This is a genomic window from Nocardia alni (assembly GCF_019038435.1).
Lineage (GTDB): Bacteria > Actinomycetota > Actinomycetes > Mycobacteriales > Mycobacteriaceae > Nocardia > Nocardia alni.
The window spans coordinates 20,596-46,988 of the sequence record NZ_JAGPOX010000074.1 but is presented as its reverse complement, the minus strand read 5'-3'; the positions used below and the strand labels follow the sequence as shown (position 1 = coordinate 46,988).

Sequence of the window (26,393 nt, the reverse complement as noted above, 5' to 3'; positions counted from 1 at the left end):
CCCCCGCCCAGCTCACGGCGCGGCGCACATCCTCGACGTCCGCCGCGACGATGACCACCTCCGGCGCACCGTCCGGAACGTACCCCGACCGATCCACCCGATAGGCCGGCGAGATCTGAGCACCGGTCAGCACCGTACCCGTCACTGACCCCAGCCCAGGCGCCGAGACAACCATTCACACTCCTCTACATCGTGTCGCCGTCCATGGTGACTCTCGCTCGCGCCGCCCGACAGGGTTGAACCGATCGAAGATCCCGATGGGTCGCCATGAAACAGTCGCGGCCCCACTGATCGACCTACGCCGGTCGACCGGTCCAACGAATGCGGCCTGACCAAGCATCCCGACGACGTCGAACCTCCAGACTCTGCGAACACGCGAGACTTCATGGCCCAGGCGCGCCCCGTCGATGAGGCTCCGCTGATCATGCATGCCGTTGCGACCGCCGGTCGGCTAGTGCTCGCTCGACATCGACACGACATCCTTTGTGTAACAGCCATCCTGGGCCAGAACGCCCAGCGAGACGCACGGGGCACGCACATCCTTCGGCATCGAGCCCGAAATACCCGTGCCCCAGCGCGGCGACGGCAGTACCGTAGGCCCCCATGAGCGGCTTGGGGAACCATCTTCTGCGCGAGACGGCGGCGCTGTCGGTGCCGCGGCGGTACGCGGCGATCGCGCGGGAGGCTCGGCGGCTGGCCGGGAGTCCGGCAATGGACGAACTGCTGGACGAGTTCTCCGCGGGCGTGCGCTACGAGCGGCTGATCGCCATTCAGCTGGCGTTCGTCGCAGGGAGTCGCAATTATCTTCTCACCCAGCTGGATTCGGAAGATCCCGAGTGCACGGGGAGGGCTCTGAGCGCCCTGATCCGGCTGGACGTCGAACCGGACGTCGTGCTGGCCCGGCTGCCGCGACTGCCCCGGCGCACCCGCGTGCGAATGCGGCGGGCCCTGGGGCATGGCGACCGGACGCGGCTGGCCGATGCGCTGTTGGAGCCGACACGGGAGCTGTTCGGCGCGGCCGAGGCGGCGAAGATACTGCCGTACTGCTCCACCGACGTGGTCGCCGCGGCCCTGCCTGAACTGGCGTATGCGATGACGGGGTGGCGAGTATTGGGCCGTAGGCATATCGGGGTCGTCTTCGATCTCGTCGTCTCTCGCGCGCCGGGGGCGGGCCGGGACGAGTGGCGGGAGCTGTGGGAATGGCTGACCACGAATGTGACCGCGGCGGCGCAGCACGATCCGGGGCTACTCCTGTCGCTGGCCGCGCAGGCGGTCACCGAGGTGCCGATATCCAGCCTGCGACCGGTGGCCGGCCTGCTGGCCAGGCACGACGCCCGGGCGATGCGCGCGCTCGTCCTGCATCCCACAGGGCACGGCCGCGATCTGGCCGGCCATGCGCTGTGGGCGGCCCTGCTGACCCTGCCGGACGAGGCGCTCCGCGAGATCTACACCGCATGCACGCCCAGGGACCGGCATCGATTCCTGCTCACCGTGCCACCCGCTCGACGCGGCCCGATCGCACGCGCCCTGCTCACCCGGCGTGGAATCGCTCCCGGCCAGGTGGATACGCTCATTCTCGACGCCCTGCCCCGCGGCGAACGCGCCGCCGTGGCACGGGAATTGCTGGCCCGCCCGGGTGGCGCAGACCTGCCCGACGTCGCCGAACTGCTCACCGCGCGCCTGCCGTGGGATGAGGCGAAACCGGTTCTGACCGAGACGATCCGGCGGCCGGATGCGGACGAGCGGGCACGCGGCTACCAGTTGCTCGCGACCGCGGCCGCCGGAACCCGCGACCCGGAGGTGATCCTGGACCTGCTGAGCATGTCGACTCGTCTGCGCAACGAGCAGGATCCCGTGCGCGCGAGCGCCTTACACGCTATCGCGGCCCTTCCGATGTCACTACTGACACCCGCCGCACTCACCGCGCTCGACACAATCACCGGGGATGCCCTCGCCGCCCGCGACCGCTCGTATTCGACCGTCTCGGTAGTGACGACAATAGCGAGCACGCTGCTGATACGCGGCGCGCAGACCGGCGACACCGACTTCACCGACTGCGCACTGCGTATCACCACGCGCCTGGGTGAGCTGTCCGTATCGCTGAATCTGTATGGGCTGCACCAGAACCTGCCCCGCGGCGCCGAACAGCGCCTGTTCGACGCGTTGGAGAAGCGATTGGCGGACGACGCGGCCCGCAACCGCTGGGACCTGACATTGGAACTGGCCGAGGGACTGGCGCGGCGCGCCCGCACCGTCCCGGGCCTGCAGCGTCTACTCGTGCGGGCCTGCTCTGCCGACGCCGACTATCAGGTTGACCGCGCGGTACGGCTGGTCCTGGGCGAATGCGCCGATCCCGCCACCCGTGACGACCATCTGGACGAACTGCTGCGCCGTGACGCCTCGGTGGTCACGCTCCCGCAGGTGCTGGCCATGATCGCGTATCGTCGCACCGATCTGCTCGACGCCGTGCTGGACTCCTCGCCTCGGGGCCGATTCTGGTCGCCGCCCACCGTCTTCGTCCCGATGTTCCCCGGCGGATTCGAACACTGGGCGCCATTATTCGTGAATCGCTATGCGCGCCTGCTGGATTCATACGCCCGACAGGAAAAGGCAGCGCGCTTCGAACGCATCGGCGCCGTACGCCGATTGGGCAGGCTGCCCGGCACATTCGAGCTGGTGGAGCGGTTCGCGGGCGACGACGACCCCACCGTGGCAGAGGCGGCGCTGACCGCCCTGAGCAACAGCGACGAACCTTCCCGCGCCATCGCCGTGCTGGCCCGTTACACCGATGGCGACCGCGCTCGGGTCGCGGTCGGCTCCATCGCCGCCTGCGCCGGCTCGCTTCCACCGGATCGACTCGGCGAAGCCGTTGCGCCGCTGCTGGATTCGCCAAAGATCACCGCGGTGAAGGAGGGCGTGCGACTGCTGGCCGACCTACGCGCCCCCGACGCGATGGCGATCATCGATGCGCTGTGGCAGCGCCCCGGACTGCACCGCGACGTCCGCCGCACCGTGATGTCGGCGAGTCCTTCGCTGCTCGGGCACGAGCGGGCATGGCAGCTGCTCGCGGAGGGCGCCGCCGATCCCGACGTGGCGGCGGCCGTACTCGGCATCTCGCCGCTGGTACTGGCCATCGGGCAGCGGCGTCGGTTCGCCGCATTCCTGCGTGATCTGGCGGCGAGCGCCGATCACCGGGTGGCCGGTCAGGCCCTGGACGCCCTCGCCCGGTGGTACCGCTGGTCCCCACCGGACACCGGTGCCGTCCTGCTCACCCGGCTCACCGATCTGTCCGAGCTCGGTCTGTGGACCACCGCGATGCGCGCGATGCTGGCCAAGGTCGCCGCCGACGGCGATCCCGCGACCGTGACGGCCGTGGTCGAGCGGCTACTGCGCGCAGAGGACGCCGAACCGCTCCCCGACCGGGACCTGCCCGCTCGCCAGCGGCTCACCATCGTCCTGAAGTGGCTGACACCCACGATTCGCACCCGCGACGTCGCCCGCCCCGTCGCCACCGCGGTCTGTCGGCCGCTGGGGGCGAATCCGCTGTGGCACGAGCAGATCATCGAGCTGACTCTCGCCGCGGTTCGCTGGACCGAACCGGAGTCGGCGGCCCGCGCGATCGCCGGTTTGGCCCCACTGGCCGTCGGCGCCCTGTTGACCGGCCCCTCCCGGTATCTGCTCGACCGGCTGAGCCACGACATCGACAGAACCCCCGCGGTCACCCTGATTCCGCTGGCACGAGACCTCGCCGGAGCATCCGATCCGGCCACGGCACTGGCGGCCGTGGCGCTGATCGGGCGGTGCGGCAGCGCCTACCTCTGGGATGCGCCGTGGCCCGAGTTGCTGTCGAGCCTGCGCTCGCACACCCATCCCGACGTGCGACGCGCCGCGCACAACGTCTTCACCCTGCCCGAATGAAAGAGCCAACCGGCACCCTCCGGGCCGCGGACCGATAGATATGAAAAAGGTCCGGAACCTGGTGGTTCCGGACCTTTTTCACTAGTAGCGGGGACAGGATTTGAACCTGCGACCTCTGGGTTATGAGCCCAGCGAGCTACCGAGCTGCTCCACCCCGCGTCGGTGAACACAACATTACACAGGGGTGTTCGGAGATGGCAAATCGGCTGGTCAAGACCCATATCGGACGGATCCGAAGGGACTCCCAGACGATCTTGCGATCACATCCGAGGGCGCCCGCGAAATACGGTGATGCGGATCACATTTCGTCCAATATTTGAAACCGTTCGGATGGCGCACACGCCCTATATGGTGCTTGCAAATCGGCGCGCCGCTCGCATATGCCCAAAATACCGCGTGACCGATATCACATGCGCACGTGATTTGGAACACATAACGGTCGAATAACAGACCGTCCAGAATTGCCGAATATGGCATAGCCAGCCTGCATCAACACCTGAATTCCGGTTATACGCTTCATGCAATTACGCATGTTATCAAGACGTGATCTGCCGAAATCTATTCGTTATGGTCGTGGACGGCCCGGCTCGAAACGAGAAGGGCACCCAGTTCGAACCGCTGCACACCGACTACCCTGCCCCGCGGTTCGGCAAACCCCAACGACCCGGGGGCAGGGACGCGGCGAGCATTTCCGCCAGGACCGGTGGGCGCGGGGAGGGACAACCACATGAACAAGAACCGGAAGATCAGCAGTCGCGCCCTCGGCCTCGCAGCCGTCACCGGCGCTCTTGTTGCCGTCCCGTTCGCATTCGCCGAATCCGCCTCGGCCGCACCCGCCCACGATTGGGACGGTGTCGCTCAGTGCGAGAGCGGCGGCAACTGGCACACCGACACCGGCAACGGCTACTACGGCGGCCTGCAGTTCACGCAGGGCACCTGGCGGGCCAACGGCGGCACCGGTATGGCCAGCAGCGCCAGCAAGGACGAGCAGGTCCGGGTCGCGGAGAACGTGCTCGACACCCAGGGGTCCGGCGCCTGGCCGGTCTGCGGCAAGTACTTGCGCTGGGGCCCGAGCACCCAGGTGGCTCCCAAGCCCGCCCCGGCCCCCGCTCCGGAGCCGGCCGTGGTCCCGCAGCCCGCGCCCGGCAGCCACCAGGCCATGATCCTGCAGGCCGAGGGGACCGGAACCCAGATGGCCAAGCAGCTCGGCTTCGATCCGCAGTACCAGCAGCTCCTGCAGCAGAACAGCAGCCTGATCGAGCTTCTGGGGCGCTGAGCGAGTCCCCCCGACCGGCCCCGACCGGCCCATATCCGTCCATACCGGGACAGCGAACGGCGTCGCCATCGTGATCGATGGCGACGCCGTTCGTATAACTACCGAGCCCTATCCCCCGGACTTGTTGTAGTCGTCGATCGCCTTCTGCAACGCCTGGAAGGCCGTGCCCAGCTGCCCGAGATCACCGGACTTCTGCGCGTCGTTCACTCCCTTGAGCGCGGAGTTGAGCTCCTGCACCGCCGCATCGCGCGCAGCCGAGGAACCGGTCGGCGGGAGCGCCGGCGGCGGCGTGCCGCCCTGGCCCGGTGACGGGGTGCTCTGGCTCGGCGGCGGACTCGAGGACTGTCCGGGCTGCAGGGTCGCGGCCCCGCCCAGACCCGACTGCATGCTGTTGAGCGCGTCGCCCAGGGTCGCCTCGTAGCCGACGTTGCCGTTATAGCTGGCCAGTACCTTGACCAACTGTGGGAACGACGCATTGGAGCTGTTGCGTTCCAGATACCACGGCTCGACGTAGAGAATGCCGCCGTTGCCGATCGGCAACGTCAGCAGGTTGCCATATCTGATCTTGTTCGTATTGCCGCCGGTCAGGGTCGTGCGTTCGTTCGACACCCGCGCGTCGGTGGTCATCGACGTCTGTACCTGCGCCGGGCCCTGGGTTTGCGAATCCTGCGGCAGCTCCAGCACCGTGAACTTGCCGTAATCGGTCGGATCGGAGCTGACCGAGATATAGGCGGACAGGAACTGGCGCTTGTAGCCGACCATCGCGCTGGTCAGGTCGAACGACGGCTGCCCCGTCGCCGGATTGCCCTTGAGCACGTAATACGGCGGCTGATTCGCATTGGTCGGCGTGTCGGTGGTCGGATCGTTGGGCACCGACCAGAACGCGTTGTTGGTGAAGAACTCCCGCGGATCGTCCACGTGGTAGCGGCCCAGGATGTCCCGCTGCACCTTGAACAGGTCCTGCGGGTAGCGGAAGTGCGCGCGCAGCTGCGGGGTGATGGCGCTGGCGGGCTTGACCGTGCCGGGGAACACACCCTCCCACGCCTTGAGCACCGGATCGGTCGGATCCGTCGCGTAGAGGCTCACCGTGCCGTCGTAGGCGTCGACGGTGGCCTTCACCGAATTGCGGATGTAGCTGACCTCCTTGCGAGGCAACACCCGGCCGGTGGTCTCGTCGATGCTGTCCTGGGCCAGCCCGTCCAGTGAGGAGTGCTGGGCGTAGGGGTAGTTGTCGAGCGTGGTGTAGCAGTCCACGATCCACTGGATGCGCCCGTTCACCACCGCGGGGTACACATCGCCGTCGGTGGTCAGCCACGGCGCGACCTGCTGCACCCGGGTGGCCGGATCCCGGTTGAAGATGATCTTCGAATCCGAGCCGATCGCACCGGAGAACAGAATGTTGCGCTCGGCGTACTTGGCGGCGAAGGTCAACCGGTTGAACCAGTTGCCGATCGGCACGCCGCCCTTGCCGCCGTAGGTGAACTGTTGTGTGCTCGTGTCGTATTCGCGCGGCGGCTGGCGATTGCCGCCGATGATGGCGTAGTCGGCGTCGGACTTGGAGATCAGCGGGCCGTAGTAGATACGCGGCTGGGTGACCGGGATCGCCTGGGGCATTGTCGAGAACAGGTCGCTGACCGTCGTCTTGTCGCCGACGTTGAAGACCGGATAACCGTAGGTCCCCGAGGCCGCGCCGCTGCCGCTGCTGTTGTTCGTGACGCCGGAGGCTGCCTGTTCGGTCTCCTTGGGCGGTGCCTGGTTGACCCGGTTGGCCGGTGCGGCGACGAATCCGTCACCGTGCGTGTAGACGGTGTGCTTGTTGATCCAGTCCAGCTGGTTGCCGGACAGGTTCTGCGGCTGTAGTTCCCGGGCCGCCACGATGTAGTCCTGCAGCTGACCGTTCACGGTGTAGCGGTCGATGTCCAGGGTGTCGGGGAAGCCGTAGAAGTTCTGCAGCTGCTGCTTCTGCAGGAAGGTGGGAGACAGCACATTCGGATCCAGCAGGCGGATGTTGGCGATGGTCTGCTGATCGGCCGGGATGGTCGCGGGATCCTTGGTCTGCACGCCCGGGTACTGGACGTACTGCACCTTGTTACCGCCCAGTCCGTAGGCGGCGCGCGTGGCCTGGATATTGCGCGAGATGTACGTGGCCTCCTTGGTGGCCGCGTTCGGGCGCACCTCGAACTGCTCCACGATCAGCGGCCAGACCGCGCCGACCAGGATCGAGGACAGCACCAGCAGCGCCGCGGCCATCGCCGGAACCCGCAGATCCTTCAGCACCACGCCGGCGAAGAACGCCACCGCGCAGATGACCGCGATGGACAGCAGGATCAGCTTGGCCGGCAGCACGGCGTTGATATCGGTGTACGACCCACCGGTGAAGGTCGGCTCCTTACGGGTGCTCATCAGGAGCGAGTACCGGTCGAACCAGTAGGCGATCGCCTTGAGCAGCACGAAGATCCCGGCGGTGACCGCCAGCTGAATCCGCGCCGGACTGCTCAGCGTGCCCTCGCGCCCGGACAGCCGCAGACCGCCGAAGATGTAGTGCGCCACCAGATTCGCGAAGAACGCGATCACCGCGGCGACGAACAGCCAGTTCAGCATCATCTTGTAGAACGGCAGATTGAACGCGTAGAAGCTGACGTCCAGATGGAACTGCGGGTCCTTCACCCCGAACGCGCCGCCGTGCAGGAACAGCTGCACGGTGACCCAGCTCGACTGCGCCACCAGCCCGCACAGCAGACCGACCACCAGCGGCAGGCCGATGCCGAACAGCCGCAGGCGGCCCATCACGGTGGTGCGGTAGCGCGCGATCGGATCGTTGGGGCCCGAGACGGGCACGAAGACCGGACGCGCCCGGTACGCAGCCAGCATCGCCAGCCAGATGATCGCGCCGACCACGATCGCCACCACCAGGAACAACAGGATCCGGGTGACCAGGACCGTGGTGAAGACCTGGCGGAATCCGACCTCGCCGAACCACAGCCAGCTGGTGTAAGCATCCGTCAGCCGAGGCCCGACCAGCAGCAGCGCGGCCAGTACGAGGGCGGTCAGCAGCAGTATCCGGCTGCGGCGGGACAGCGAAGGTAAGCCTGTCGGGGGGCGCATGCCCACGATGACACTCTCCCAGGTCCGGCGGCGTCCGGGCGTGAATCAACGTCCGGTGCACCGCAGTTGCGTCTTGGTGGCGGGGTGGTCCTGGCGGACCGTTCGGCCCCACTCTACGGAAAAGCGAACAACGTGCACCGATCTGGTTCCCATGCGCGTGTACGTGCTGATGGGGGATGTGTTCGGCAGACATGGTCGCACGCCCTAGACTCAGCGCGCGTGACCGTAGACAACCCGGCCTCCGCCCTGTACCGCTGCATTCGTGAGGTGGCGGAGTTCGCCGATGCGGAGGGGTGGGACCGGCCACCGCAGATGTTCGCCCTGGTGCCGACGGCGGATCTGGTGGCTGCCGAACCGGCGCTGCAGGACCAGCTCGACGACGGCGCGGTGCTGACTCCCATTGCGCAGGAACCCTTTCCGGACGACGTGCACGGCGAACTCGCGCTCGACGAATTCCTGGCCACCACCAGCTGGCCCGAGGCCGTGCACGGTTGCGTGCTGGTCCAGCAGATCGTGGTGCTGCCGCCCGACGCCGAACAGACCCTCGACGACGCCATCGCCCCGCTGCTGGCCGACAACGACGCCGCCGACCGCGCCGGACGCGAGGCCGCCATCACCCATCCGGGCCGCCGCGACGCCCGCCTGTTCGCGGGCGTCCTGCGCGACGGCGTTTCGCTGTGCCTGCTCCAGATCCGTCCCGAGGAGGACGAGGAGAACCCCTTCGGCGACGAACTGGACCTGCGCACCGCCCCCAACCTCGCCCCGAACATCGTCGAAGCCCTCGCCCACACCCTGGAAAACGACCCCGACGACTTCTGACCGGACCGCTCACCCCACCGCGCGGGCGGTCTAACCGCAGGCGGGGGTGGGCTTACCCGCGTTGAGCTCGTTCAGGGCGTCGACCGCGGTGGTCAGCGAGTCGACCTTGATCAGCCGCAGCCCCTTGGGCGTGCGCTGGCGGGCCTCGTTGCAGTTGTCCGCGGGCACGAGGAAGGTCTGCGCACCGGCCGCGCGGGCGGCGATCATCTTGTACTGGATGCCACCGATCGGGCCGACCTTACCGTCCGGATCGATGGTGCCTGTCCCGGCGATGAACTTGCCGCCGTTGAGTTTTCCGGTGCTGAGCTTGTCCACCAGGCCCAGGCTGAACATCAGCCCGGCCGAGGGCCCGCCGATGTCGGCCAGGTTGAAATCGACCTTGATCGGGCCCTGCGCCTGCTCGTCGGGCGTCACGCCGAGGTAGCCCTTGGACGCGTCGTCGGGGCGGGCGCCCAGCGTCACCTGGACGGTCTGCTCGGCCCCGCCGCGGCGCACCACGATCGGCACGACCGTCCCTGGCTTGGCGCCCTGCACCGCGCTCACCACGTCCTGCGAGGTCGCGACGGGCTTACCCGCCACGCTGACCACCTGGTCGCCCTTGTCGAGCAGCCCCTTGGACGGACCGTTGTCGGCGACCACGGCCAGTTCGACGCTCGTCGGATACTTCAGATAGTGCAGCGCGGCCAGTTCGGCGTTGTCCTCGGAGCTCTTGAAGTCCGCCTGATTGGACTTGTCGACCTGGTCGCGCGGCACTCCCGGCGGGTACACCTCCGCGCGCGGCACCAGACCGTAGTTCCCGTCCGCCCAGAGCCCGAACGACTCGAAGATATTCAGCCCGTCGCGAACGGACACGGTGGTCATATTGAGATTGCCGGAGGTCGGATTCACCGCCGCCCCCCGCACGTCGACGACCTGTTTGCCCTCGACCACGCCTAGCGTATTGAAGGTCGGACCGGGGCCTAACGCCACGAAGGGCACCGTCACGGCGCTGCCCACGATTCCGAGCACGAGTACTGGCACGAGGGCGGCCAGCAGGGTGAGGATCCGGCGATTCACCCGGCCCAGGGTAGCGGCTCGGATTTTGCCACCCGCGTAGCCTAAGGGGTATGAGCGATGTCCCCTTCGGATTCTCGAACCGCGATGATGACGACGACCGCAAACGCGGCGAGGATCAAAGCGGTTCCAGTGCGAACAATCCGTTCGGATTCATGGCCGGCGGCTCGGGCGAGGGCTTCGATCCGTCGCAGCTCGGGCAGATGCTGACCCAGCTGGGGCAGATGTTCTCGACCATGGGCCAGCCCGGCTCGCCGCAGGCCGGTCCGGTCAACTACGACGTAGCCAAGCGCCTGGCCCGCCAGCAGCTCGGGTCGAATCTGACGCCGATCTCCGAGGGCCAGCAGAAGGCCGTGACCGAGGCCTCGCACCTGGCCGAGCTGTGGCTCGACGCGGCGACCACGTTGCCCGCGGGCGCGACCAAGACGGTGGCGTGGACGGCCAACGACTGGATCGAGGAGACGGTCCCCACCTGGAAGCGGCTGTGCGACCCGGTGGCCGAGCAGGTCTCGGGCATGTGGACCCAGACCATGCCGGAGGAGGCCAGGGAATTCGCCGGGCCGATGCTGGGCATGCTGGGCCAGATGGGCGGACTCGCATTCGGATCGCAGCTGGGCCAGGCCCTCGGCCAGCTCGCCGGTGAGGTGCTGACCTCCACCGATATCGGGCTGCCGCTGGGCCCGAACGGCACCGCGGCGCTGCTCCCGGCGGCGATCGCGGAGTTCAGCAAGGGCCTCGAGCGGCCCGAGAGCGAGATCGTGGTCTATCTGGCCGCGCGCGAGGCCGCGCATCAGCGGCTGTTCGGGCATGTGCCGTGGCTGCGTCAGCAGGTGCTGGGTGCGGTGGAGGACTACGCGCGCGGCATCCGCATGGACTTCTCGGCCATCGAGCAGGCCGCGCAGAACATCGACCCGATGGCGCTCGCCGATCCGTCCAAGCTGGAGGAACTGCTCTCGCAGGGCACGTTCGAACCGCAGACCACCCCGGAGCAGAAGGCCGCGCTGGATCGGCTGGAGACGCTGCTGGCACTGATCGAGGGCTGGGTGCAGATCGTGGTCGCCGAGGCCGTCGGTGACAGGCTGCCCGGCGCGGGCGCGCTGGCCGAGACCCTGCGTCGCCGCCGCGCCACCGGCGGTCCGGCCGAGCAGACGTTCGCGACCCTGGTCGGCCTGGAGCTGCGGCCCCGCAAACTACGCGAGGCGGCCGAGCTGTGGCGGCGGCTGACCACCGATGCCGGTATCGAAGCTCGCGACGCCGTCTGGGCCCACCCGGATCTGCTACCCAGCTCGGCCGATCTGGACAATCCGGCGGGCTTCATCGACGCTGTGATCGGCGGCGGCACAGGACAATTCGACGATCCGCTGGCGCAGCTCGCGGAGACCGAGGAGCGCGAGCGCAAGGAGCGCGAAGGCAAGTCGGACCCGGGTACGGGCGAGGCGGAGTAGAGGCCGCGACAACGCCCAGCCCGGTCGGAGCCACTTCAATACCGCGCACCGGCATCGGCGGCGGCGTGGTGCTGGACGGGCGTATCCATCTCGGCAGCCACGGGATCGCCGGTGAGCCCGGCCATATCCCGGTGGCGATGGACGGTCCCCGCTGCGACTGCGGCGCTCGCGGCTGCCTGGTCTGCTACGCCGGACCCGAGGCCGTGCTCACCGCCGCCGGACTGGGCGACGCGCTGACGCGCGACGGGCTCGAGTCCACCCTGCACCGATTCGCCACGGCCGCATCCGCCGCGGATCCGGCCGCCTTGGCCGCCCTCGACACCGCGGGCCGCGCACTCGGTGCGGGGATCGTGGCGATCACCTCGCTGCTGGACGTCGACGAGATCGTGCTGGGCGGCGTACTGGCACAGTGGTATCCGCACCTGTACCCGGCGATCGACCGCGAGTTGTCCCAGCGGCGGGCAATAGCCCCGACCATCCAACTCGACATCACACCCGCCCTACTGGGTGCGGATGCGATCCTGCTCGGGGCGATCGAATTCGCCCGCCGCGCCGTGCTTTCCGACCCCGCGACGGTACCGCCGGTGCCCGGCAACGCCGAAGCAGGACTGTCACAGGCGAACTGACCGGACATTCGCACCCGCACGCGATCGAGGTCGAAATTTCGAGCGAACCCGGACAGCGACTCCGAGCGGGAACGAGCACGACGCCGATGACCGGCCGGGGACACGCGAGCGTCCTGTCGAAATGTCCTGTGGAATACCGATACCCCTGTGGACAGGCGGGGTTCACCGCGACTTTCGTCCGTCCGGAGCCGTCCACACTGATGCGCATGAGCGAACCGAGCGCACCGCGTCCACGCGGGCCTATGCTGCATCCGCGCGTGACCGTGCTGCGCCGGCCGTCCGGCGCGGTGCAATTGGGCTGGGATCCCGAACGAGCGCTGCTGCTGGAACCGCCCGGGATCACCGCCGATACCGTCGCGGAGTTCCTGAGGCTGCTGGACGGGCTACGCAGCCATCCCCAGATCGCCTGGGCGGCCAGTAGTTTGGGTATCGGCAGTGCCGACGCACTGGAGATACTCGCCGAACTCGAGCGGGCCGGGCTGCTGATCCGCCCGGTCGAACGGCCGATCCGGGTGCGCCGGGTCCATGTGCACGGTCGCGGGCCGCTCTCGGAGGCCATCGCCGCGGGCGTGCGCCGACTGGGGCTGCGTCCGAGCCGTTCGCGGGAGTATCTCGCCGCGACCACGGTCGCCGGGTGGTCGGCCGATATGGTGGTCCTCGCCGATGCGCTGGTGCCCGATCCGATCCTGGTCAATGACCTTGTGCTGTACCGGATTCCGCATCTGCCGGTGCGCATGCGCGACGGCCGCGGCATCGTCGGCCCGCTCGTACTGCCGGGCGGGACCAGCTGCCTGCGCTGCGCGGACCTGACCCGCGGCGACCTCGACCCGGACTGGCCGCACCTGGCCGCGCAACTGCTCGGCCGGATCGGGCACGGCTCGACCGCGGCGATCGCCGCCACCGCCGCGCTCGCACTGCGCGATCTGGAGACCGTCATCGAGGGCGTACCCGCGCGACCGCCCCGAACCCTCGACACCACACTGGAATTGGATCCCGACTCACACCGCGTCCGCATACGGTACTGGCCAGCCCACGCCGCGTGCGGGTGTCGGATCCTCGCCGATAATGCACCTGAAAGCGCACAGCCTGTTTCAGCGGACGGTAAGCCGAACCCCAGCGGCACGGGTGAGCGCTAGGGGATGGTCCGCCGGAAGACCGTGCGGAGCCGGGCGGATGGGCGAGCCTCGAAGATGGTGAGCCTGCGGACCTCATGGAGGCGGCGGGGCGAGCGAATCAGCGCACGGCCCGTAACACCAGCTCGGCGAGCTGCCTTCCCGCGTCGTCGTCCAGCGGCGCGTGATCCAGCAGCAAGCGGTACCACAGCACCCCGTACACCACGTCGATCAGCAACTCCGGGTCCACATCCGCCGCGATCTCTCCCCGCGCGGCCGCCCGCTGGAAGATCTGCCGCAGCGCGGCGCGGCGGCCGAACAGGAAGCGGTCCCGAAACGCCTCGGCGAACACGGGATCCAGCAGCGCCTGCGCCATCAGGCCGACCAGCACCGGTCGCTGTCCGCGCTGACGGAACGTCTCGACCAGGAAGCCCCGCAGGTCTTGCGACAACGATCCCCGATCGGGTATCGCGATGGCGGTCGCGGCCTCGTCGAGCATCGCCTCCAGCACCACATCGGCCTTCGACGGCCACCAGCGGTAGATCGTCTGTTTGCCCGCGCCCGCCCGCGCCGCGATCCCCTCGATCGTCAGCGCCGCGTATCCCTTGTCACGCAGTTCGTCGACGGCCGCGGACAGGATCGCGCGACGCCGGTCCTCGCTGCGGGGCCGACCGAGCGGTTTGTCACCCACCATGGATGTCACTTTACAAGACGCTACGTTCCGGAATACTATCGAGACGTAACGTCTAGTAAGTAGAAGGAGGCGCGCAATGCGCATCGTGATCATGGGTGGCACCTCCGGCATCGGACTGGCTGCCGCCGAACACCTGACCGCCGAGGGCCACGAGGTCACCGTGACCGGTCGTGATCCGGAGAGGCTGGCCGCGGTGAAGGATCGCGTGCACGCCGCGGAGTCGGTGGACGGCGCTTCCGTCGAGCAGGTCGCCGCGTTCTTCGACCGACTCGGCAGCATCGACCATCTGGTACTGGCCTTCAGTCCCGGCGCGGTCGGCATCGGCAACCTGCGCGAGATCGACCTGGCCGATCTGCGGGCGGGCTTCGACGGCAAGCTGTTCGCATACCTGTCCGCGATCCAGAAAGCGCGGGTGAGCGGGTCGATCACCATGGTGTCCGCGGCCTCGGCCCGCGCGGCGCTGCCGGGGACGGTCACCCTCGCCGCGGTCAACGGCGCGATCGAGCGGATCGTCCCGCCGCTCGCGGCCGAGCTGGCACCGGTCCGGGTGAACGCGGTCTCCCCCGGCATCGTCGATACGGCGTGGTGGTCCTTCCTGCCGCCCGATCAGCGCGAGGCCCAATTCGCCGCGGCCGGGCAACAAGTGCCCGCCGGACGCGTCGGCACCGGCGCGGATGTGGCCGCGGCCATCGGCTACCTGATCGGCAACGACTACGCCACCGGCGTCATCCTGCCGGTCGACGGCGGCTTCACCGTCGCGCGCTGACCATATCCACTGCGACTCACCGCATACGCTGTGACTCACCGCACGGTGAGAGGTTTACCTAATTCTCATGGCACACCGGCCGGTCTGTCCGACAGAATGGGGAGGTGTCTGAGATTGTGAGTCGGCGGTCGTCCCGCAATGCCAAGCTGGCCAAGATCCCGCTGGGTATCGCCGGACGCGCGGCCGTGGGGTTCGGCCGCCGGCTCGCCGGGGGCGATAAGCAGGAGATCAACGCGCAGCTGAATCAGCGAGCCGCCGAGCAGCTGTTCTCCGTCCTGGGTGAGCTCAAGGGCGGGGCGATGAAATTCGGGCAGGCGCTGTCGGTGATGGAGGCCGCGGTGCCGGAGGAATTCGGCGAGCACTACCGCGAGGCGCTGACCAAGCTGCAATCCGCGGCACCGCCGATGCCCGCCGCGGCGGTCCATCGAATGCTGGATCAGCAACTCGGCACGGCGTGGCGGCAGCGCTTCCGCGAGTTCGACGACGAGCCGGCCGCCTCGGCCAGTATCGGCCAGGTGCACCGGGCGGTGTGGTCCGACGGGCGCGAGGTCGCGGTGAAGGTGCAGTATCCGGGCGCGGACGAGGCACTGCGCGCGGATCTGAAGACCCTGAATCGGATGGCCGGGATGATGAGCGCGGTCATTCCGGGCGCCGACGTCAAACCCATCCTCACCGAGATCACCGAGCGCACCGAGGAAGAGCTCGACTACCGTCACGAGGCCGCCAACCAACGCCAGTTCGCCAAGGCATTCGACGCGCATCCCCGGTTCGTGGTGCCCCGGGTGGTCGCGAGCTCACCCAAGGTGCTCGTCAGCGAATGGCTGGACGCCACACCGGTTTCCGCCATCATCAGGCAGGGCGCCGAGGATCCCGAGGGCACCGTCGAACTGCGCAACCATGTGGCCGCGCTGATGGGCGAATTCCATTTCTCCTCGCCGGCGATCGTCGGACTGCTGCACGCCGATCCGCACCCGGGCAACTTCATGATGCTCGGCGACGGCCGCCTGTCGGTCATCGATTACGGGGCATGCGCACCACTGCCCCACGGATTCCCGCCGATTCTGGGTCAGATGATGGCGATGGCGGTGGACGAACGGTTCGACGAGCTGACCACCCTGATGTACGACAACGGCTGGGTCATTCCCGGCCGCACGGTGACCCACCAGGAGATCGCCGACTATCTGCGACCGTTCACCGATCCGATTCGGTCCGAATCGTTCCACTTCACCCGCAAGTGGATGCAGCGTGTTGCGGGCAAGGCCACCGACGTCAACCGGCCGGAGATGAAAACCGGTATGGCGCTGCAACTTCCGGCCGAGCACATCATGGTCTTCCGGGTGCTGGCCGGTTCCATCGGCATCTGCGCCCAGCTCGACGCCGAGGTCCCGTTCATGAAGCTGACGAACGACTGGGTGCCGGGATACGCCGAGCACCGTTCCGCCAGCTGAACACCCCCTGATACACACCGAGCCCCGCATCTCTCACCGAGATGCGGGGCTTGGCCTGGTCCCCCGTGATGCACGGGGCGGATCATGCCGCGGACACCTTGCGCGGGCGGCCACGCGGCCGCTTGCGGGCGATCACGACACCCTGGTCGAAGATCTCTCCACCCCAGACACCCCAGGGCTCAGCCCGGTCCAGAGCGGCGCTCAGGCAGCCCTTGCGGATCGGGCAGGAGGCGCACAGTGCCTTCGCCTCCTCCAGCTGCGCCGGGTTCTCGGCGAACCAGAGGTCGGGGTTGCCTGCCCGGCAGGGCAGGGTCAGCGAGACTCCCCGGCTACGGGTGGTAGGGGCCACGGATGGACGGCATGTCACGCGAGTAACGGTCGCGGTAGACACGTGGTGCTCCTTCAGCTCGTGCAGCGGTCGTTTCTTTCTGCGGAACCGGTGCCGGTGGCTGAGAGCCGATAAAACTATGGCCACGGTTTCGCTTTATGCGATCCGTGGCCAGGAGGCTGGTGGGAAGTTTCCCTACCTGAGTCGACTTCGGTGTCGACTCCTGATCACGGTCGCTGGGTCTGCCTCGCGGAGGCGGGCTGCCTGCGGCAGGTATGCCGGGTGCATTCCGGCATGCGTTGCCTGGGCGCCGAGGTTGGCAAATGTCGGGTGCCAGCTCCGCTGGGGCTTATCCGCTTTGATCACATGCTTCGGCGCTTGCAATTCGGCACCGAAAACGCTTGTAATGCGTACGGACAGCCCGGTCCCCTGCATGAGGACCCCCCGGGAGGCGGGCACGCACGGAACCGACGCGCCAACGCCCATTGGGGCGATGAAGTTCACGATGCCGTTCATTGGTCTGCCTCCCTCCATAACTCGTATCCGTTGGATCACTGTGCGCGCCGGGATGACCTCCCGGTGCATGCGATCAACCCTACGGGCGTTCTACACATACGCACAACCTATTTTTCACCTGCACTTTTATGGGCTTGCGCGCGCTCGCGCGAGTGCACTAGGGCCAGTACGTCGGCGCCGAATTGACGCAACTTCTTGGCCCCGATTCCCGGGATCGAGACCAGCGCGCGATCGTCGCCCGGACGTTGCTCGGCGATCGCGGTCAGCGTGGTGTCGCTGAACACCACGAAATGCGGCACCGACAGCTCGTCGGCCTTCTCCTTGCGCCAGTCCTGCAACGCGGTCAGCAGTCCGACGTCCAGATCGGCAGGGCAGCGCGAACAGCGCCCGAGCATCGTGGAGGTCGTGCCGAGCAGCGGGCGGCCGCAGATCCGGCACGTCGGATGCTTACGAGTGGGCGCACGCCTGTCGGCGGGCTGCGCGATCCGCGACGCGGGCGAATTCTCGGGGACCAGTTCGTTCAGGAACCGGCTGCGACGGCGGGACTTGCGGCCGCCCGCGCTGCGTGACAGGGCCCACGACAGGCGCAGGTGTTCGCGCGCCCGGGTGACGCCCACGTACAGCAGCCGCCGCTCCTCTTCGAGCGCGGACTCGTCGGTGACCGTGCCGCCCTCACCGAGGACGTGCGCGATCGGCAGGGTGCCGTCGGCGAGACCGACCAGGAATACCGCATCCCACTCCAGGCCCTTGGCCGCGTGCAGCGAGGCCAGCGTGACACCCTGCACGGTCGGCGGGTGCCGCGCCTCGGCGCGGGTGGCGAGTTCGCGCAGCAGAGCCGGAAGTTCGAGATCGGAGTCCTGCTCGACCAACTCCTCGGTGAGCTGGACCAGCGCGACGAGCGAGGACCAGCGTTCGCGCGCCTGCGCGCCGGTGGGCTCCTCGCTGGTCAGACCCAGTCGCGCCAGTGCCGCACGGACCAGGGTGACCAGATCGGCGCCGCGGGCATCGGGGAGATCGTCGCGGTTGGCCGTCTGGCGCAATGCCTGCACCGCCTGACGGACCTCGGGCCGCTGGAAGAAGCCCTCGCCGCCACGCACCTGATAGGCGATCCCGGCCTCGGTGAGCGCCTGCTCGTACGCCTCGGACTGCGCGTTGATGCGGTACAGCACCGCGATCTCCGCGGCGGGCACGCCGGAGCCCAGCAGCCGGGCGATGCTCTTGGTGACCGCGAGCGCCTCGGCCGGTTCGTCGTCGAATTCGGCGAATACCGGTTCCGGGCCCTCGGCGCGCTGGCCGATCAACTGCAACCGGGTGCCCGCGATGCGGCCACGGGCCGCGCCGATGACCCGGTTGGCCAGCGAGACCACCTGCGGGGTTGAGCGATAGTCGCGCTCCAGGCGGACCACCGTCGCCTCCGGGAAGCGACGGGAGAAATCCAGTAGGTAGGCGGGACTCGCGCCGGTGAAGGAGTAGATGGTCTGGTTGGCGTCGCCGACGACGGTCAGATCGTCGCGCCCGCCCAGCCAGGCGTCCAGGACGCGCTGTTGCAGCGGGGTGACGTCCTGATACTCGTCCACCACGAAACAGCGGTAGCGGCCGCGGAACTCCTCGGCGACGGCCGGATACTCCTCCAGCGCCGCGGCGGTGTGCAGCAGCAGATCGTCGAAATCCAGCAGCATGCCCTCGGCGCTGGACTTGAGCGCCTCGTATCCGATGTAGACCTCGGCGACGCGGCTCGGCTCATACGGGGTATCGCGGCGCTGGCGGGCGGCGGCGGCCGGGTAATCCTCCGGGGCGATCAGCGAGGCCTTGGCCCACTCGATCTCACCGGCCAGGTCGCGCACGCTCTCGGTGACGGTGGACAGGCCCGCGCGGTGGGCGGCCTGCGAGACGATCGGGAATTTGCTGTCGATCAGCCGCCACGGCACCTCCCCGACGACCTGCGGCCAGAAATAACGCAACTGACGCAGGGCCGCGGCGTGAAAGGTACGGGCCTGCACCGCATTCGCCTCGCCCAGGCCCAGGGTGCGCAGGCGGCCCCGCAACTCCCCCGCCGCGCGGGCGGTGAAGGTGACCGCGAGCACCTGATCGGCCCGCACGTGTCCGGCCGACACCAGATGCGCGATGCGATGGGTGATGGTGCGCGTCTTACCCGTCCCCGCGCCCGCGAGCACGCAGACCGGACCACGCGGTGCACGCACGGCGGCCGCCTGCTCGGGGTCGAGACCGGCGAGCAGCGGGCGGGGCGAAGGAGTGGAGACCGGCACGCGCTCCATCATGACAGTGGGGTACGACAGGTCCGCCGCAACCGTCGGCGCAAGTGCGACGAACCGACCGCACCGCACGTGAATTCGGTGAGAAACAGGACGCCGACGTGCGCTACAGTGACGAATCAAACGGGTGGACCACAAGAATGGCGGGGGTGCTTCGGTGAAGGCACCAACAACGGCTCAGCGGACTTCTCGCATCGAACGAAGCGAACCCGATTCACCGTATTACTTGCGCACAGCGGAACCGAATACCCGTGAGGCAGAGTCGTGAGCGTAGCGAAGCGGAGCGAACCATCAGGCCAGCGCGCCTTGCGCACGACGGAGCCGAGCGCCAGCGAGGTGGGGTCGTGAGCTACCCGCCCAACCCTTCACCAGGGCAATATCCAACTGGTCAGCAGTATCAGCAGGGCCAATATCCAGCGGGGCAGTACCCGCCGACGCAGTCCTATCCACCCGGGCAGGTCCCGCCCGGCCAAATCCCGCCGTACGGCGTCGGCCCGGCGCCCGGCTCCGGTGGTGGTGGCGGCGGAACGAACATCCCCTTGGTCATAGCCGTGGCGGTGGTCGGCCTGATCGTGGTCGGCGTGGCGGCCTTCTTCGTGCTGCGCCCGCACCACAAGGACGACAACAACGTCGCGGCCGGGTCCAGCACCTCGTCCGTGGTCGCGACGACGGAGACGACCGACACGACCCCGCCGAATACCACCACGCCCGAGCCTGCGAACGTATGGATCGCGGTCACCTACAGCGACACCACCCAGCAGGCGGTCTGGGCCACGAGCCCGATCAGCGCCGACGCCGCGACCGCGCGCGCCGAGAGCGACTGCGGCGGCGCCTGCAAGCCCGCCATCTCGATCGAGAACGGCTGTGTCGCCGTCGCCGTGGGGCACAACAACGACGGCTGGGCCTCGTCCACGGGTAACACCGCCACCGAGGCACTGAACGCGGCGATCAATGCGGCACAGAACGACTATCAGGTCGTCGGCCCGTACAAGACCTGGTCCAAGTGCGCCTCCGACAACTGACCCGGGAACACCGGGACCTCGTTCGAGGTTGAATCAACTGTGACTGCGACCGACCTGACCATGTACTCGACGACCTGGTGCGGCTACTGCCGCCGCCTCGAGAAGCAACTCGACGAGGCGGGTATCACCTACACCAAGGTCGATATCGAGCAGAACCCCGAGGCCGCCGAGTTCGTCGGCAGCGTCAACGGCGGCAACCACGTGGTGCCGACAGTGCGATACAGCGACGGCTCGACCGCCACCAACCCCAGCCTGGTCCAGGTCAAACAGGCCTTGGCCGCCATAGCCTGAGCCGGCAACCGAACAACGCGCGAGTGCGACCGCAGATCCTGCGGCCGCACTCGCGCTTGCCGGTATTACTCTGCGGCTGCCCAGGATTCGACGATGGTGCGGGCGATGGAGATCGAGCCGGGCAGTAGCAGGCGATGCTCGGCCGCGTCCGCGCTCGTCGTGCCCACGACCGAACCCCAGGCGCCCGCGGCCAGGGCCGCGCGGACCTCGTCGCGGGTGAACCAGTGCGCCTCGCCGATCTCACCGTCGGAGAAGACCAGCGGCTGGTCCGGGTCGGCGATGGCGGTGAAGCCCAGCATCAGCGAGCGCGGCATCGGCCAGGGCTGGCTACCCAGGTAGCGGATGTCGTGGAGATCGACGCCGACCTCCTCGAGGATCTCGCGCTGGACGCAGCGCTCCAGCGATTCCCCGGCCTCCACGAATCCCGCCAGGATCGAGAACATGCGCTCGGGCCAGGTCTGCTGGCGGGCCAGCAGCACCCGGTCGGCGCCGTCGTGCACCAGGCAGATCACCGCCGGGTCGATGCGCGGGAACTCCTCGTGGCCGGATTCGTCCAGACGCGACCAGCCGCCGTTCACGGGGGTGGTCGGGGTGCCGTCGGCGGCGCTGAAGCCGGCACGGTCGTGCCAGTTCAGCAGGGCGAGCGCGCTCGACAGGACACCGAGCAGCGCGTCGTCCAGCCGCACCGTGCCCATGCCCGCGGTGCGCAGATCCGTCAGCTGACCGGCGAGATCGTTGTCGCGCACCGCCCAGATGTGACTGCCGCCATCGATGCCGAGAAATACCGCCTGCGGAATCGGTTCGGCGGCCAGCGAGGTCGCCGGCTCCAGCACGACCTCGGCCTCCTCGACCCGAAACTGCCCGCGCCGGTTCAGCCGCAGTAACCGCGCGGTGGCCCAGCCCTCCTTCAGGGCCTGTTCGTTCTTGCGCAACTCCTCGGTGCGGTCGAGTCCGGACCGGGACAGCATCGGAACTTGATTCAATTCGAAAGCAGCCACACGTCGAGACTAACCGTCCTGGATGACGGCTCGGTCAGGCATAGGACAGCGGGCCGAGATCATGCCGTGAACAACGAGTCCGGGCGACAACGACCTCCACGCGCCGACATGCAAGAATGACACAACATGAGCGATGAATCCCCGGCCCGGCGTGGTCGTCTATTTCTGCTTGTCACATTACTATTCGGCGCCGGCACGCTGCATTTCGTGACGCCCAAGTTCTTCGACGCGATCGTGCCGCCCTCGCTACCCGGCAGCGCGCGCACGTACACCTACCTCTCCGGGGTTGCCGAACTCACGGTCGCGACCGCGCTCGCCGTGCCGCGCACCCGGCGTCTGGGCGGGCTGCTGGCCGCACTGCTGTTCATCGCGGTCTTCCCGGCGAACGTGCAGTACACGGCGGATTCACTGCGTAACCCCAAGGCCGGATTGCCGGTCAAACTGATCTCCGTGCTGCGGTTGCCGCTGCAGGTACCGCTGGTGACCTCGGCATTGCAGATCCGCCGCGCGGCCTGACGTACACAACCCGGGCCGCGGTGCGCGATCGCGGCCGGGGAACGACTTATTCGGGCTGTTCGCCCGCGTCCGCAGACACCCCGGCCAGCGGCGTGGAGATGATGAGCTCGGCGAGTTCGGCGGGTCCGGGCAGGGCGGGCGGCGCGATCGTACGGCCGGTGCGCACGTAATGGAATGCGGCGCCGATTCTTTCGAGCATGTCGGCCTCGTCGGCGCCGGTGCGGGCGGCCATCAGCCTGGCCCAGGCCAGCCTGTAGACCGCCAATTGCATGGCGACCGACTTCTCCTGTGCCCGAGTGGGTTCCGCACCGGTCTTCCAGTCCACCACCAGCCAGCGCCCGCCCGGTTCGGCGAAGACGGCGTCCATGCGCCCGCGCAGCAGCGTTCCCGCGACGGAGGTTTCGAATGCCACCTCCACCTCCACCGGATTGCGGTTGGCCCACGACGAGGACAGGAACGCCTCCTGCAGCCTGATCAGCTCGGCATCCGAGGCGACCGGGTCCGCCGAATCCTCGGGGTCCGGCGATACGTCCAGATCCAGTAACTGGTCGGCCCCGAACCAGCGTTGCAGCCAGGCGTGAAATGCGGTGCCGCGCCGGGCGAACGGGCTCGGCGGGTACGGCAGCGGCCGACGCAGCCGGGCCGCGAGTTTCGCCGGATCCGCCCGCAGCTCCACCAGCGCGGTCGCGGGTAGTTGCTCGGGTAGTTCCACCTCGCGGACGGTGTCGTCGGCGGCGAAATGCTCGACGAGCAGGGCGTCCACGTCGGCGGCCCAGCCGTCGGGGTCGGACCATTCGTCCGGGTCGTTTGCACCGTCGGCGCCGATGGAAGCAGTATCGGTCGTATCCGACTGTGCCCCTGAGGTATCTGCGGCGTCGGAGAACAGCGAGAGTTGCTCACCGGCCGTATCGATCTCCGGCGGTGTGGAAGCCCTCGATTTCGCCGAGCCCTCCTCGGGCGCGGCATCGACACCCATCGATGAAGAACGCCGTGGGCCACTATTCGCGGGTTCACCCCCCGGCTCGACTTCCCTCTCCCGTGGCAGGTCCACCAGCGCCGAACGCACCAGGGCCGCACCCGATTCCACGGCCGCGCGGCGCTTGCCGAGCGGATCTCGCGGCCACTGCGCGGTGGCGGGATTGTCGGTGAACGGATTGACCGCGTCCGGCGGCGGACCCTGATCCCAGCGGTCGATGCGCACGGCGGCGGCGAGGTCGGAGCCCGGGACCTCGGTGGCGTGCTTCAGTTCCAGCAGGAAGTCCGAGGGCCCCTTGGGCGAGGTTCCGGTCTCGGCCCAGTGATGGGCCGAGACGAACAGGGCCCGTTCGGTTCTGGTGAGCGCGACGTAGAACAGGCGGCGTTCCTCGTCGAGCCGGCGGCGGTGGAGCGCGTCCCGGTGCTGTTTGATCGCATGTTCCAGATCGGCGCGGTCGTTCACGTCGCTCAGGTCGAGCACCGGGACGCCGTCGCGGGCGTCCGCGCGCTGCCGGTCGCCGCGCAGCGCGGTGGGCAATTCGGCCAGCGCGCCGAGCCAGGTCCCGGCTGCGGCGCCGGACGGGAATACCCCGCGCACCACGTGCGGAACGGCCACCACCTCCCATTCCAGCCCCTTGGCAGCGTGCACGGTCAGCACCTGAACCCGGTCGCGGGCGACCTCGACCTCGCCCGGTTCCAGGCCGTTCTCGACCTCCTCCGCCGCCGCGAGGAAGGCAAGCAGGCCCGGCAGCGTGGCCCGATGATCGCTCGCATACCCGGCGACCACCTCGGCGAAGGCGTCCAGATGTTCTCGCCCCGCGCCACCACCGGCCGTGGCGCGGCGCGCCTGCGTCTCCACGCCCACGCCGATGGTGCGCTCGACATCGGACACCAGCTCCGGCAGCGACTGGCCGCCACGCTCGCGCAGCGCGGCCAGTTCCTGCCCGAGCGCCACGATGCGCCGATAGCCGAAGTCCGAATACTGTTCCGGCGTACCGGGATCGGCGATGGCGTCGGCGAGCCCTGCCCGTTCCGCGGGTTCCGGCGCGACCGCGCGCAGCGCCTCGTCCAGGGCGGCGGCGTCGGTGATTCCCGTGGCCTGTTCGGGCGGCCGGGTGATCGACAGGTCCCGTGCGCGCCGGGACAGCGCGGCCAGGTCGGCGACGGCGATACGCCAGCGGGCGCCGGTCAGGATGCGCATGGCCGCGCTCCCGGCGGCCGGATCGGCGATGAGTCGCAGCGTCGCGACGACGTCGGACACCTCCGGAGTGGCGAGCAGCCCGCCCAGACCGACGATCTCCACCGGTAATCCGCGCTCGCGCAGCGCCTCCGCCAGCGGGGCAGCATCGGCGTTGCGGCGCACCAGGACCGCGGAGGTGGGCGGCGGTGCGCCGGCGTCGGCATGCGCCTCCCACTGCGCCGCGACCTGTTCGGCGATCCAATCCCGTTCGTCGGCAACGGTTTCGGTGAGCGCCAGCGCCACCGCGCCGGGGACCGCACCCGGCCGGGGGCGCAGTGCGTCCACGTCGACCCCGCCCTCGGTGTGCCGCAGCGGTTCCGCCACCAGATTAGCCAGATCCAGCGCCTCGGGCGGATTGCGCCAGCTGGTGAGCAAGGGCAGGATCGGCGCGGGAATCCCGGGGGCACTGGGAAAGTCGGTGGCGAACCGTGGCAGGTTGGCCGCCGATGCACCGCGCCATCCGTAAATGGACTGCATCGGGTCGCCCACCGCCGTCACGGCCAGTCGGCGCGCGGCGCCGAGCCTGGCGTCCCCCCCGGACGACTCACCTGCCACCCCAACAGTATTCGATGATCCACCTACGCGAGTCGCCATCGGGGAAGCATCCGCTTGCTCCGTCTCGGCCGAGCCCGTCGATCCATCCCCGACAAACCCCGGCCTGCTATCCAGAGGTAAGTCTTGGCCCCCCTCGAGTTGCTTCGCCTTGGTCGAGTCCCTCGAACCATCACGAACGAACCCAGACTCGCCATCCGGTGCTACGTCCTGATCACCTTCGAACTCCTCGCCCGGAGTGCGATCCGTTCCGGCGCCCGCCGGAGCACGATTCGTCCGGCCCTCATGCGCGCGCGATTTCGCCGCTCGCTCGGGCCACGAATTCCGTTCACCAGCAAGGAGATCCGATTCCACCGTCGGCGACGAACTCGTTTCTGTTCCGTTGAGGTCGCCGAACAGGGCCGCGAGCAGGATGCGCTGGGCGTGGCCGGTGTCCTGATATTCGTCGAGCAGGACCAGGCGCAGGCGGGCGCGTTCGGCGGCGCCGACCTCGGGGTGTTCGGCGGCCAGGCGCGCGGCCAGGGACATCTGTGAACCGAAATCCAGTGCGCCCCTGCGGCGTAGTTCCTCGGTCAGGCGCTGCACCAGAGGCAGCAGTGCGACGCGCTCGGTCTGCGCGGCGACGATGTTCTGTAACTCCTGGCTGGGGCCGCCGCGCTGCCGCGGGCCCTTCGGCAGGGTGAACACCAATTTCTCCAGTTCGGCGTGTGCCTGGACCAACTGTTCGGGTTCCACGAGGTGTTCGGCGAGTTGCCCCGACAGCGCGAGCACGGCCTCGGTGACCGAGACCGGGGTGCGTTCGGTATCCAGGTCACCGTCCCATGTGGTGACCACCCGGTGGGTCAGCTGCCACAGCTGCGTCTCGGTCAGCAGGGTCGCCGACGGCTCGACCGGCAACAACAGCCCGTGTTCGGTGAGCAACCGGCCCGCATAGGAGTGATACGTGCTGATCTCCGGTTCGGAACCGGTCAGCAGGCCGCGCAGCCGCCCGCTCGGGTCGATCTCGCGCAGCACAGCCGCGCCGGCCAGCCGCGCCAGCCGGGTCCGAATCCGAGTCGTCAACTGCTGCGCTGCTTTTCGGGTGAAGGTCAGCCCCAGCACAGCGTCGGGAACGACCAGGCCGTTGGCGACCATCCACACCACACGCGCGGCCATCGTCTCGGTCTTCCCCGCCCCCGCACCCGCGACCACCAGCGTCGGACCGGGCGGGGCAGCGATCACCGCGGCCTGCTCGTCGGTCGGCGACGGCAACCCCAGTGCCTCGGCCAGCTGCCACGGGCTGATCACGACACCACCTCGCCGACGGTCAGCTCCGCCGCGGTCACACAATGCTGCACCCCTGGCACACTCCGCCGCGCTCCACCCACAGCTTCACCATGCGAGCGACTGCCTCCACCACAGTGACCGAACACCGCATGTG

The 26,393-nt window shown here is 68.6% G+C and carries 18 protein-coding genes and 1 tRNA gene; 11 read left to right on the top strand and 8 right to left on the bottom strand.

Annotated elements, in window-relative coordinates; all coding sequences use genetic code 11:
- Nucleotides 1–603: 603 nt before the first annotated feature.
- Nucleotides 604–3,918 carry a hypothetical protein gene (locus JZ791_RS25730; RefSeq protein WP_216897798.1) on the top strand — a complete coding sequence of 1,105 codons (3,315 nt, stop codon included), beginning with the start codon at nt 604–606 and terminating at the stop codon, nt 3,916–3,918.
- A gap of 85 nt (nt 3,919–4,003) precedes the next feature.
- Here the strand turns inward: JZ791_RS25730 and JZ791_RS25725 are convergent.
- A tRNA-Met gene (locus JZ791_RS25725) sits at nt 4,004–4,077 on the bottom strand.
- Between the two features lie 568 nt (nt 4,078–4,645).
- Between JZ791_RS25725 and JZ791_RS25720 the strand changes: the two genes are divergently transcribed.
- A complete protein-coding gene (locus tag JZ791_RS25720; RefSeq protein WP_216897797.1) occupies nt 4,646–5,194 on the top strand; it encodes a transglycosylase family protein in 549 nt (182 codons plus the stop codon).
- A gap of 108 nt (nt 5,195–5,302) precedes the next feature.
- On the opposite strand, the gene JZ791_RS25715 is transcribed toward JZ791_RS25720, so the two are convergent.
- Nucleotides 5,303–8,305, bottom strand: coding sequence for a UPF0182 family protein (locus JZ791_RS25715; protein WP_216897796.1), 3,003 nt, complete (start codon nt 8,303–8,305; stop codon nt 5,303–5,305).
- Nucleotides 8,306–8,518: 213 nt separating this feature from the next.
- On the opposite strand from JZ791_RS25715, the gene JZ791_RS25710 reads away from it, so the two are divergent.
- Nucleotides 8,519–9,118, top strand: coding sequence for a PPA1309 family protein (locus JZ791_RS25710; protein WP_216897795.1), 600 nt, complete (start codon nt 8,519–8,521; stop codon nt 9,116–9,118).
- Nucleotides 9,119–9,148: 30 nt separating this feature from the next.
- Here the strand turns inward: JZ791_RS25710 and JZ791_RS25705 are convergent, their stop codons facing one another.
- Nucleotides 9,149–10,174: a YlbL family protein gene (locus JZ791_RS25705; RefSeq protein ID WP_216897794.1), complete on the bottom strand. Its 1,026-nt coding sequence runs from the start codon at nt 10,172–10,174 to the stop codon at nt 9,149–9,151.
- 50 nt (nt 10,175–10,224) lie between these two features.
- On the opposite strand from JZ791_RS25705, the gene JZ791_RS25700 reads away from it, so the two are divergent.
- The 3 genes from JZ791_RS25700 to JZ791_RS25690 all read left to right on the top strand — a co-directional run bounded on the left by JZ791_RS25700 (nt 10,225) and on the right by JZ791_RS25690 (nt 13,378).
- Nucleotides 10,225–11,616 (top strand): zinc-dependent metalloprotease, encoded by a 1,392-nt coding sequence (locus JZ791_RS25700; RefSeq protein ID WP_216897793.1) that lies wholly within the window; start codon nt 10,225–10,227, stop codon nt 11,614–11,616.
- Entirely contained in the window at nt 11,520–12,242 is a 723-nt protein-coding gene (locus JZ791_RS25695; protein WP_308163093.1) for an ROK family protein, read from the top strand. The genes JZ791_RS25700 and JZ791_RS25695 overlap by 97 nt, the downstream gene beginning before the upstream one ends.
- A gap of 206 nt (nt 12,243–12,448) precedes the next feature.
- The gene (locus JZ791_RS25690) at nt 12,449–13,378 is read left to right on the top strand and encodes a hypothetical protein (RefSeq protein WP_216897791.1); all 930 of its coding nucleotides are present in this window, start codon (nt 12,449–12,451) and stop codon (nt 13,376–13,378) included.
- 97 nt (nt 13,379–13,475) lie between these two features.
- On the opposite strand, the gene JZ791_RS25685 is transcribed toward JZ791_RS25690, so the two are convergent.
- The gene (locus JZ791_RS25685) at nt 13,476–14,048 is read right to left on the bottom strand and encodes a TetR/AcrR family transcriptional regulator (RefSeq protein WP_216897790.1); all 573 of its coding nucleotides are present in this window, start codon (nt 14,046–14,048) and stop codon (nt 13,476–13,478) included.
- A 76-nt stretch (nt 14,049–14,124) separates the two neighbouring features.
- On the opposite strand from JZ791_RS25685, the gene JZ791_RS25680 reads away from it, so the two are divergent.
- Nucleotides 14,125–14,814, top strand: a complete 690-nt coding sequence (locus JZ791_RS25680) for an SDR family oxidoreductase (RefSeq protein WP_216897789.1) — start codon at nt 14,125–14,127, stop codon at nt 14,812–14,814.
- Nucleotides 14,815–14,918: 104 nt separating this feature from the next.
- Nucleotides 14,919–16,262: an ABC1 kinase family protein gene (locus JZ791_RS25675; protein WP_216897788.1), complete on the top strand. Its 1,344-nt coding sequence runs from the start codon at nt 14,919–14,921 to the stop codon at nt 16,260–16,262.
- An 82-nt stretch (nt 16,263–16,344) separates the two neighbouring features.
- Here JZ791_RS25675 and JZ791_RS25670 read toward each other — a convergent pair whose 3' ends face one another.
- On the bottom strand, nt 16,345–16,611 hold the full coding sequence (locus JZ791_RS25670; protein WP_216897787.1) for a WhiB family transcriptional regulator: 267 nt from the start codon (nt 16,609–16,611) through the stop codon (nt 16,345–16,347).
- A 602-nt stretch (nt 16,612–17,213) separates the two neighbouring features.
- Nucleotides 17,214–19,385: an ATP-dependent DNA helicase UvrD2 gene (locus tag JZ791_RS25665; RefSeq protein WP_216897786.1), complete on the bottom strand. Its 2,172-nt coding sequence runs from the start codon at nt 19,383–19,385 to the stop codon at nt 17,214–17,216.
- A 338-nt stretch (nt 19,386–19,723) separates the two neighbouring features.
- Here JZ791_RS25665 and JZ791_RS25660 point away from each other — a divergent pair, with 338 nt between their 5' ends.
- Nucleotides 19,724–20,401: a DUF4189 domain-containing protein gene (locus JZ791_RS25660; RefSeq protein WP_216897785.1), complete on the top strand. Its 678-nt coding sequence runs from the start codon at nt 19,724–19,726 to the stop codon at nt 20,399–20,401.
- Between the two features lie 60 nt (nt 20,402–20,461).
- A complete protein-coding gene (locus JZ791_RS25655) occupies nt 20,462–20,692 on the top strand; it encodes a mycoredoxin (protein ID WP_216897800.1) in 231 nt (76 codons plus the stop codon).
- 65 nt (nt 20,693–20,757) lie between these two features.
- Here JZ791_RS25655 and nudC read toward each other — a convergent pair whose 3' ends face one another.
- The gene (gene nudC, locus JZ791_RS25650; protein WP_216897784.1) at nt 20,758–21,690 is read right to left on the bottom strand and encodes an NAD(+) diphosphatase; all 933 of its coding nucleotides are present in this window, start codon (nt 21,688–21,690) and stop codon (nt 20,758–20,760) included.
- Nucleotides 21,691–21,816: 126 nt separating this feature from the next.
- Here nudC and JZ791_RS25645 point away from each other — a divergent pair, with 126 nt between their 5' ends.
- Nucleotides 21,817–22,206, top strand: a complete 390-nt coding sequence (locus JZ791_RS25645; RefSeq protein WP_216897783.1) for a DoxX family protein — start codon at nt 21,817–21,819, stop codon at nt 22,204–22,206.
- A gap of 46 nt (nt 22,207–22,252) precedes the next feature.
- On the opposite strand, the gene JZ791_RS25640 is transcribed toward JZ791_RS25645, so the two are convergent.
- Nucleotides 22,253–26,257: an ATP-dependent helicase gene (locus JZ791_RS25640; RefSeq protein WP_216897799.1), complete on the bottom strand. Its 4,005-nt coding sequence runs from the start codon at nt 26,255–26,257 to the stop codon at nt 22,253–22,255.
- Between the last annotated feature and the right edge of the window lie 136 nt (nt 26,258–26,393).